The organism is Agromyces sp. P1_H4, from assembly GCF_056405255.1.
In genome coordinates, this window is sequence record NZ_JBFUCL010000134.1 from 1 (window position 1) to 9,192 (window position 9,192).

Below are 9,192 nucleotides of genomic sequence, written 5' to 3' on the forward strand. Positions count from 1 at the left end.
CACGAAACGTCCGGGCTCGATGAGGATGCGGTACCGGTCGGGCACGCCATCGAGGGCCGAGCGGATGCCGCGGGCGAGCTCCGCGAGCGGCGGCACCGGCTCGTCGTATGCCACGGGGAACCCGCCGCCGAGGTCGAGCGTGTCGAACCGCACGTCGAACGCGGCCTCGAGGCGCTGCATGAGCGCGAGCGTCTGCCGGATGGCGTGCGCCCAGGGCGCGGCCGACGCCGTCTGGCTTCCGACGTGGAAGGTGAATCCCGCGACCCGCAGTCCCTCACGCAGGCACTGGGCGACGAGCGGTGCGGCGTGGTCGGGCCGCACGCCGAACTTCGACGACAGGTCGGACTTCGCCCCGGGGTTCGGGAACGACAGGCGCACCAGCACCGCGACATCCGGCGGCAGCCCCCGGAACTTCGCGATCTCAGCGGGGTTGTCGACGACGAACGTGCGGATGCCGCGGAGGTACGCGCCGGTCAGGTCGGCGACCGTCTTGACGGGGTGCGTGTGCAGGCAGTGCGCCGTCGCGATGCCCGCGCGCTCGAGCAGGTCGATCTCGCCGCGGGACGCCACCTCGAAGCCGGCACCGAACGCGTCGACCGCGCGGATCACCGCCGGATGCGGCAACGACTTCGTCGCGAAGTGCACGCCCGCCATGGGCAGCTCGCGTCGCAGTGCGAGGAGCTGCGTCGTCACCCGGTCGGGGTCCAGCACGAAGAGCGGGCTGCCGTGCTCGCGCACGAGCCCGGCGAGGTCGATGCGGTCGGCGTAGGCGGCGAGCTCGCGCCGCACGAGCTCGCGGTGGGCGACGGGTCGGCCCGTCGCGTCGCGGGTCCCGGTCGCGGTCGCGCGTCCGATGCGCGTCGCGAGGCGACGCGACCGGTCCGCCATGGTGGTGCTCATCTCAGCGCCCCTTCCGGCTGTGATTCGGAGCCGACGGCCGTGCCGGATGCCACGTGCCCGGACCCCGCGCGCCCGGATGCCACGTGCCCGGATGCCGCGTCTCCGGCTGCCGTGGCGACGCGGCCGCCGTCGGGCAGGATCACGCGGCGCCCGGTCTCGAACGACACGATCGCGATGGCGTAGAAGACCGCGTCGGCGGCGAGCTTGCCGGCGAACCAGGCCGCCGGATGCGCGCCCCACGTCGCGGCGGCCGCCCAGAGCAGCACCGGGCGCACGAGCAGCGAGTCGACGAGCTCGGCCGGCCCGAACTCGGCCGCCACCGAGCGCGCCGCCAGCCAGGCGGTCGCCCAGGCGCGGCGTCCTCGGCCCGGGAGGCGCTGCACGCGCCGTGAGCCCGCGTGGCCCCGCACCGCCCGCACCACGACGAGCGCGTAGTAGCCCACGTTCTCGCCGAGCGTCCCCGCGATGGCGGCGACCACGAGCGATCCGCTGACCCGGTAGGCGACGGATGCCGCGACGAGCGCCGTGATCGTGCCGAGCACCTCGAGCGGCAGGTACCGCCCGACCCAGCTCCACGCACGCGCGCGTCCCATCGACATGCCCGCATCCTCCGCCGACGTCGAGGTGGCGGGATCCGGGCGACCACCCCCACGCGATGGGTGCTGCCACTGAACGCGACGTCGGGGCATCCGGCACCGCGGAACGGCGGCGATTGCCCCCACAACTGGGACCAACCGGGGGCCGTTCCCAGGCGGTACGCTCGGCACAGACGGGTGGCGACCCCCGGACGGTGGACGCTGCCCGCGAAACGGAGGCCCCCGATGAACGACGCCCGCCCCCTGCGCGTCGCGATCGCCGATGACGCGCTGCTGTTGCGCGAGGGCATCGCCAAAGTCCTCGAAGGCGGTGAGATCGAGGTCGTCGCCTCGGTCGGCACCGGCGACGAGCTGCTCGAGGTCGTCCGCGGCGGAGGCATCGATGCCGCCGTGCTCGACATCCGCATGCCGCCGAGCTATCGCGACGAGGGCATCGCCGCCCTCGAGACGATGCGCGCCGAGGGCTCGACGATCGGCGTGCTGCTGCTGTCGATGTACGCCACGCCCGAGTACGCGCTCCGCGTCATGGGCGCCGGCAGCGGCACCGGCTACCTGCTGAAGGAACGGGTGTCCGAGCCGCAGACGCTCGTGCGCGCGGTCGAGACCGTGGCCTCGGGCGGCTCGGTCGTCGACCCCGAGGTCGTCGAGCAGCTCGTGAAGCGCACCCGCGCCGACGACCCGCTGTCACGGCTCACCGAGCGGGAGCGCTCGGTGCTCGAGCTCATGGCGCAGGGCTATTCGAACGGCGGCATCGCGCAGACGCTGTTCCTCGGCCTGAAGACGGTCGAGACCCACGTGCGCAGCATCCTGCAGAAGCTCGACCTCGAGGAGTCRCCCGAGCACCACCGGCGCGTGCTCGCCGTGCTCACGCTCCTCGGCGAACGGTGATGGCCCCCGGCCGCAAGGGCCGGATCGCCAGKCGCACCGTCGCCATCGTCATCGCCGTCGCGCTGAGCCTCTGGATGGAGGTCGCCGGCTACTTCGCCACGCCCGCCGCAGAGCGGCCGGAGGTCTCGTACACGACGCTCCACGCGATCGTGCCGCTCGTGTTCGCGGCGTGCGCCGGCGTGGCATGGCGGATCGGCCCCACGCGCGCCCCGGCGCGGCTCATGATCGCGTTCGTCGTGCTGTGGATCCCGCAGTCGATCTACTTCGTCATCGGCGGCATCGACTGGCTGTGGCCGATCGTCCGCGGCGTCGACCTGTGGTGGGCGGTCATCGCGGGCGTCATCGTGCTCGTCTACCCGAAGGGGTTCCTCGCCGACCGCGTCGACCGGTGGATCGCGGGCATCGCGATCGTGGCCTCCGCCGTGAACCTGCTCGGCGTCGTGCTGCTCGCGACGCCCGACGCGGTGGCCTGCGGCTGCGTCGCCCCGAACCCGTACCAGGTCGTCGACGCGCCCGCCCTGTTCACCGCGATCGACGTGGGGTACCGCATCGTCGGGGTCGGGCTCGCCCTGGTCATCGCCGGACGCCTGCTCGTGCGCTGGGTGCGCGCGAGCGTGCCGGCGCGCACGGTCGCGTTCCTCATGCCCCTCGCGCTGTTCGCCTGGGCCAGCACGCTCGCGGCGCAGGCGGTGACGTACGCGACGGCCACCACCACCGACACGGTGCTCGCCACCGTCTCGCTCATCGCGATCGCGTCCATCCCCGTGAGCTTCGACGCGGGAGTCGCGCACGCGCGCAACATGCGCTCGCGCGTCGCCGACCTCATGCGCATCACCCGCGAAGGCGCCGACCGCGGCCTCTGGGCCGAGTCGCTCGCGCGCACCCTCCGCGATGCGTCGGTGCGGGTCTACTGGTGGGACGAGGAGCGCGGTCGGTATGCGGATGCCGCGGGCACGCCGATCGAGCCCGACGCCGCCGATCCGCGGGGCAGCCACAGCATCCTCCCGGTCGCGTCGCCGCTCGGGGCGCCGATCGCGCTCATCCGGCACGACCGGGTGCTGACCGACAACATGCGACTGCTCGACGGGGTCTCGAGCGCACTGCGCCTCTCGGTCGACAACGGCCGGCTCCGCTCCGAGATCGAGCGCACCCTCGAACAGGTGCGGCAGTCGCGCCAGCGCATCGTGGAGGCGGGCGTCGAGGCGCGGCGCCGCATCGAGCGCGACCTGCACGACGGCGCGCAGCAGCACCTGGTGTCGCTCGGCATGCGGCTGCGGCTGGCCGCCAATGCCGCCCGCGACGCCGACGAGGTGGAGCTCGCCACCGAGCTCGAGAGCACGATCTCGATGCTGAACCTGGCGCTGCGGGAACTGCGAGAACTGGCGCACGGCATCCACCCGAGCCTGCTCTCGTCGGGCGGACTGGCGCTCGCCGTGCCCGAGCTCGCGGGCCGGTGCCCGGTTCCCGTGGTGGTCGACGTGCAGGCCGAGGGGCGGCTGCCCGAGCTCATCGAGTCGACGGCCTACTTCGTCCTGGCCGAGGCGCTCGCGAACGTGGCGAAGCACTCGCGGGCGACCCGGGCATGGGTGCGCGCGCATGTGGTCGGCGACGAGCTCGAGCTGGTGGTCCGCGACAACGGCGCCGGGGGAGCGTCGCTCGACGCCGGCACGGGCATGCTCGGCATCGCCGACCGGGTCGACGCGGTGGGCGGCACGCTCGAGCTCGAGAGCCCGCCCGGGGCGGGCACGACGCTGTCGGTCCGGATGCCGCTCGGGGCCGGCCTCAGCGAGTGACGGGCGTCAGGGCCGCCAGCGGCACGCCGCGATGACGATGCGGTAGCCGTCCTCGTCGTCCGCCGGGCGGAGTGGCGTGCCCTCCCGCTCGTAGTGCGCGCGAGCGCGCTCGGCGTGGCCCGCGGGCGGTCGGCCGCCGGCGCGCACGACGCGCCACCAGGCGACGTCCGACCCGTAGCGCGCCATCACCTGGCCGACGGCCCGCGCTCCGCGCGAGCCGAGGACGGCGGCGACGTCGCCGTAGGTGGCGACGCAGCCCGGCGGGATGTCGTCGACCACGGCGAGCACGGCCTCGACGAAGCCGGCCGGCGGCTGCGGCATCCGATCGCCCCGTGCCGAGGTGCTCAGAGCTCGAGCGCGCCGATCACGTCGCCGTAGGCGGTCTCGCCGACGTCGACGAAACCGATGCGGTGGAAGAACGCCTCGGGGCCCTCTTCGCCCGGCTCCCAGAGCACGGTGATGCGGTCGAATCCGCGACGCTTGGCCTCTTCGGCGAGGGCGTGCGCGAGGAACCGGCCGACGCCCTTGCCCTGCGCCTCGGCGTCGACGTTGATGCGCCAGATGCAGGCCCGGAACTCCTCGTGCTCGTTCTCGGGGTCGAAGTTGCCGTGGATGAAGCCGACGACGCGCTCCTCGGAACGGGCGACGCGCTGCCACGCGGTGGCGGGGTTCACGACCGAGGCCTCGGCGGCGTACGTGACGGGAGCGATGAACTGCTCCTGCCCGGGCTTCAGCGACAGGGTGTTCGCGGCCACGATGTTCGTCGCGTTCAGTTCTTCGAGTCGCAGTTCAGCCATGGAGCCAAGGCTAACGTGTGGCGGCCCGGGGCAGGTAGCCGCGAGGCGAACGCTCAGGGCGAACGCGAGCACGGGCCGCCGCGTGGCGGCATCACGGGGCAGGACGCCCGTCATTTGTCTCGATGTCGAGATATTCGCGTGACGCGGTAAGCTGGCAGGCGGCGTGTCCGCCCCGCGAGACTTCCTCAATTCCCCGAGAGATCCAAGGAGAGATCCACGTTGTCCAAGATCAAGGTTGAAGGCACGGTCGTCGAGCTCGACGGCGACGAGATGACCCGCATCATCTGGCAGGCCATCAAGGACCAGCTCATCCACCCGTACCTCGACATCGACCTCGAGTACTACGACCTCTCGATCCAGAAGCGCGACGAGACCGACGACCAGATCACGGTCGACGCCGCCCACGCCATCCAGAAGCACGGCGTCGGCGTGAAGTGCGCCACGATCACCCCCGACGAGGCCCGCGTCGAGGAGTTCGGCCTGAAGAAGATGTGGCGCTCGCCGAACGGCACGATCCGCAACATCCTCGGCGGCGTCATCTTCCGCGAGCCGATCATCATCTCGAACATCCCGCGCCTGGTGCCCGGCTGGAACAAGCCGATCATCGTCGGCCGCCACGCGTTCGGCGACCAGTACCGCGCCACCGACTTCCGGTTCGAGGGCGAGGGCACCCTCACCATGACGTTCACCCCGAAGGACGGCTCCGAGCCGCAGCAGTTCGAGGTGTTCCAGTCGCCCGGCTCGGGCGTCGCCATGGGCATGTACAACCTCGACGAGTCCATCCGCGACTTCGCCCGCGCCTCGCTGAACTACGGCCTCTCGCGCAACTACCCCGTCTACCTCTCGACGAAGAACACGATCCTGAAGGCCTACGACGGCCGCTTCAAGGACCTCTTCCAGGAGGTCTTCGACGCGGAGTTCAAGGAGCAGTTCGACGCGGCCGGCCTCACCTACGAGCACCGCCTCATCGACGACATGGTCGCCGCCTCGCTCAAGTGGGAGGGCGGCTACGTCTGGGCCTGCAAGAACTACGACGGCGACGTGCAGTCCGACACCGTCGCGCAGGGCTTCGGCTCGCTCGGGCTCATGACGAGCGTGCTCGCCACGCCCGACGGCAAGGTCGTCGAGGCCGAGGCGGCGCACGGCACGGTCACGCGTCACTACCGCCAGCACCAGCAGGGCAAGCCCACCTCGACGAACCCGATCGCCTCGATTTACGCCTGGACGCGCGGCCTCGCGCACCGCGGCAAGCTCGACGGCAACCAGGAGCTCATCGACTTCTCGCTGACCCTCGAGGACGTCGTCATCAAGACCGTCGAGTCGGGCGCCATGACGAAGGACCTCGCGGCCCTCGTCGGCCCCGAGCAGGCGTACCAGACCACCGAGGAGTTCCTGCAGACCCTGTCGGACAACCTCAAGGCGCGCCTGGCGTAGCCCCACTCGGTTCACGGAGGGGTCGGATGCCGCGGCATCCGGCCCCTTCGTCGTGCGTGCGGCCTCCGCTGACGTGGTACCTGCGTGACGACCCGGAGCAGGTCACAACTCGGTAACGCGGGCGGCCAAGGGGCCGTCGATGCTTGCGTCGGAGTTTGTTCGTAAGCTTTACTAACAAACGTGACGACGGATGTGCAGCGAGGCCAGGTCAGTGAGACCGGCGCCCCCACCGCGGGTGGCGACGTGCTCACCGTGCCGTTCGCCGACGCCCCGATCTTCACCCGAGCCCGCGCCCTCCGGCCCACCGGCAAGGTCCTTCCCGAGCACGCGCGCAGCCACAACCGGTCGCTCGTGCTGCAGACCCTCTACACGGCGGGGGCGCAGAGCCGGGCGGATGTCTCGCGCGGCACCGGGCTCACCCGCGTGACGGTGTCCGACCTCGTCGCCGACCTCATCGCCGAGGGACTCGTCGTCGAGCTCGGGCAGCGCGAAGACGCCCGTCCCGGCAAGCCGGCCACCCTCATCGACGTCGACCGCGGCGCGTTCCAGATCATCGGCATCGACCTCTCCGAGCACCAGCGCTTCCTCGGCGCCGTCGTCGACCTCGACGGCGGCATCGTCGCCCGCGCCGAGGTCGCCTGCGCCGGCGCGACCGGCGAGCACGCCGTGGCCCTCGTCGTCGAGCTCGTGCGCACGCTCCTCGCGAGCACCGCGACCCCCGTGCTCGGCATCGGCGTCGGCTCGCCGGGCGTCGTCGACACGCTCGGCGTGGTGCGCTCCGCTCCGAACCTCGGCTGGCGCGACGTCGAGCTCCAAGCCCGCCTCCAGGCCGAGTTCGCCCTGCCCGTGCACGTCGCCAACGACGCCAACGTCGCCGTGCTCGCCGAGCACGGCGCATCCCAGCAGGACGACCTGCTCCTCGTCAAGGTCGGCCACGGCGTCGGCGCCGGCCTCATCATCGGCGGCCGCCCCGTCATCGGCGGCGGCTTCGCGGCCGGCGAGATCGGCCACGTCGTCGTCGGCACCGACGGCGGTCCCCGCTGCGCGTGCGGCAAGCACGGATGCCTCGAGGCCTGGCTCGCCGTGCCGCGCCTCACCGCCCAGCTCGCCGAGCTCGACGGCGACGCCCCCGACGCGGCATCCGCTCGCGATCGGATCCTCGCCGAGGCCGGACGCCGGCTCGGCATCATCCTCGCGCCAGTGGTCGGGGCGCTCAACCTGTCGGAGGTCGTGCTCAGCGGCCCCGCCGAACTGCTTGACGGCGCGCTCCACGACGCGACCGTCGACACGCTCCGGATGCGGACGATGGCGGAACACAACCGTGATCTGAGGCTCCGGATGACCGAGCAGGCGGAGGACATCGTCCTCCGCGGCGCGGCCGTCATGGTCCTCTCCGGACAACTCGGAGTCTCGTGAGGGACTCCACGCACCAAGGGTGCAGCGAACCCCCGCTGTTTCCCTCACCCCATGAAAGGAAACGACAATGAGGAAACTCGGCATCGTGGCGCTCGGCGCCGCTGCTGCGCTCACCCTCGCCGGTTGTGCCACCTCCGGAGGCACCGGTGCCTCTGAGGACGGCGCCGAGATCCGCGTGTGGCTCGTCGGCACCGACACGCCCGACGAAGCGCGCGAGTACCTGGTGGACACCTTCGAGAAGGAGAACCCCGGTTCGACCCTCGTCATCGAGGAGCAGGCCTGGGACGGCCTCGTCGACCGCCTGACCACGAGCCTCTCCGGCTCGGACAGCCCCGACGTCGTCGAGGTCGGCAACACGCAGGCCGCGGCGTTCACCTCGGCGGGTGCGTTCCTCGACCTGACCGACGACTACGAGACCCTCGGCGGCGACGACCTGCTTCCCGGCTTCGTCGAGGCGGGCACGTACGACGGCAAGTTCTACGCCGCCCCGCTCTACTCGGGCTCGCGCCTCGTCTACTACAAGAAGGACGCCCTCGCGGCGGCCGGACTGACGGTGCCGACGACGCTCGACGAGTACATCTCGAACGCGCAGGCGCTGGCCGCCGCCAACCCCGGCAAGTCGGGCATCTGGTGGCCCGGCCAGGACTGGTACAACGCGCTGCCCTACATCTGGGAGAACGGCGGCGAGATCGCCGTTCCCGACGGTGAGGAGTGGGACGCGCAGCTGTCCAGCCCCGAGTCCATCGCCGGCCTCGAGCAGGTGCAGGAGGTCATGACGACCGCCTCGCTGGCGCCCAAGGACGGCAACGAGACCAGCCCCGAGGTCGGCTTCTGCGACGGCACGTCGCTGCAGCTCTCGGCCCCGAGCTGGGTCAAGTGGTCGATCCTCGCCCCGGCCGACGCCGAGGCGCCCGGCTGCCCCGACCAGGAGGCCAACCTCGGCGTCTACGCCCTCCCGGGCATGGACGGCGGCGCGGCGCAGGTCTTCGCCGGCGGATCGAACATCGGCATCTCGGCGAAGTCGGCTCACCCCGAGCTCGCGCTGAGCGCGCTGGAGATCATCCTCTCCGACGAGTTCCAGACGATCTACGGTGAGAACGGCCTCGTTCCGGCCAAGCTCTCCCTCGCCGACACCCTCGGCACCGACGAGGTCGCGAAGGCGATCACGGCGGCCGCGGGCAACGCGAAGCTCACCCCGGCGTCGCCGAACTGGGCCGACGTCGAGGCATCCGGCATCCTGACCGACCTGTTCGTCAACATCGCGCAGGGCGGCGACGTCAAGGCGCTCGCCGAGGCCGCCGACGAGGAGATCGAGGCGATCCTCAACAGCTAGTCGGACCCGTCCGACTGCGCGGTGCGGCGGCATAC

Annotated in this window: 9 protein-coding genes; 5 read left to right on the plus strand and 4 right to left on the minus strand. The window is 71.8% G+C overall.

Translation table 11 applies throughout. The annotated features are described in order from the left end of the window. Positions 1 to 900, minus strand: a 900-nt coding sequence (locus AC1DY2_RS09920; RefSeq protein ID WP_476762270.1) for a type III PLP-dependent enzyme domain-containing protein, incomplete at its 3' end; no start/stop codon positions are given. Then, positions 897 to 1,499 carry a hypothetical protein gene (locus AC1DY2_RS09925; protein ID WP_476762271.1) on the minus strand — a complete coding sequence of 201 codons (603 nt, stop codon included), beginning with the start codon at positions 1,497 to 1,499 and terminating at the stop codon, positions 897 to 899. The genes AC1DY2_RS09920 and AC1DY2_RS09925, both read right to left, overlap by 4 nt. Positions 1,500 to 1,721: 222 nt before the next feature. Between AC1DY2_RS09925 and AC1DY2_RS09930 the strand changes: the two genes are divergently transcribed. Beyond that, the gene (locus tag AC1DY2_RS09930; protein WP_476762272.1) at positions 1,722 to 2,384 is read left to right on the plus strand and encodes a LuxR C-terminal-related transcriptional regulator; all 663 of its coding nucleotides are present in this window, start codon (positions 1,722 to 1,724) and stop codon (positions 2,382 to 2,384) included. After that, positions 2,384 to 4,177: a sensor histidine kinase gene (locus AC1DY2_RS09935; protein WP_476762273.1), complete on the plus strand. Its 1,794-nt coding sequence runs from the start codon at positions 2,384 to 2,386 to the stop codon at positions 4,175 to 4,177. The genes AC1DY2_RS09930 and AC1DY2_RS09935 overlap by 1 nt, the downstream gene beginning before the upstream one ends. A gap of 6 nt (positions 4,178 to 4,183) precedes the next feature. Here the strand turns inward: AC1DY2_RS09935 and AC1DY2_RS09940 are convergent, their stop codons facing one another. Together AC1DY2_RS09940 and AC1DY2_RS09945 are read right to left on the minus strand one after the other, a co-directional pair. Further along, positions 4,184 to 4,498: an MGMT family protein gene (locus tag AC1DY2_RS09940; RefSeq protein ID WP_476762274.1), complete on the minus strand. Its 315-nt coding sequence runs from the start codon at positions 4,496 to 4,498 to the stop codon at positions 4,184 to 4,186. A gap of 23 nt (positions 4,499 to 4,521) precedes the next feature. Continuing rightward, positions 4,522 to 4,974, minus strand: a complete 453-nt coding sequence (locus AC1DY2_RS09945; protein ID WP_476762275.1) for a GNAT family N-acetyltransferase — start codon at positions 4,972 to 4,974, stop codon at positions 4,522 to 4,524. A gap of 219 nt (positions 4,975 to 5,193) precedes the next feature. Between AC1DY2_RS09945 and AC1DY2_RS09950 the strand changes: the two genes are divergently transcribed. The 3 genes from AC1DY2_RS09950 to AC1DY2_RS09960 all read left to right on the plus strand — a co-directional run bounded on the left by AC1DY2_RS09950 (position 5,194) and on the right by AC1DY2_RS09960 (position 9,157). After that, on the plus strand, positions 5,194 to 6,408 hold the full coding sequence (locus AC1DY2_RS09950; protein WP_309977483.1) for an NADP-dependent isocitrate dehydrogenase: 1,215 nt from the start codon (positions 5,194 to 5,196) through the stop codon (positions 6,406 to 6,408). A 243-nt stretch (positions 6,409 to 6,651) separates the two neighbouring features. Beyond that, positions 6,652 to 7,824 (plus strand): ROK family transcriptional regulator, encoded by a 1,173-nt coding sequence (locus AC1DY2_RS09955; protein WP_476762276.1) that lies wholly within the window; start codon positions 6,652 to 6,654, stop codon positions 7,822 to 7,824. A 67-nt stretch (positions 7,825 to 7,891) separates the two neighbouring features. After that, positions 7,892 to 9,157 (plus strand): extracellular solute-binding protein, encoded by a 1,266-nt coding sequence (locus AC1DY2_RS09960; protein ID WP_309977485.1) that lies wholly within the window; start codon positions 7,892 to 7,894, stop codon positions 9,155 to 9,157. Positions 9,158 to 9,192 lie beyond the last annotated feature (35 nt).

Bases quoted from the DNA above. Each gene is read 5' to 3' on its own strand.
- AC1DY2_RS09960 (WP_309977485.1), top strand. From the start codon at position 7,892: ATGAGGAAACTCGGCATCGTGGCGCTCGGCGCCGCTGCTGCGCTCACC.
- AC1DY2_RS09940 (WP_476762274.1), bottom strand. From the start codon at position 4,498: ATGCCGCAGCCGCCGGCCGGCTTCGTCGAGGCCGTGCTCGCCGTGGTC.
- AC1DY2_RS09945 (WP_476762275.1), bottom strand. From the start codon at position 4,974: ATGGCTGAACTGCGACTCGAAGAACTGAACGCGACGAACATCGTGGCC.
- AC1DY2_RS09925 (WP_476762271.1), bottom strand. From the start codon at position 1,499: ATGTCGATGGGACGCGCGCGTGCGTGGAGCTGGGTCGGGCGGTACCTG.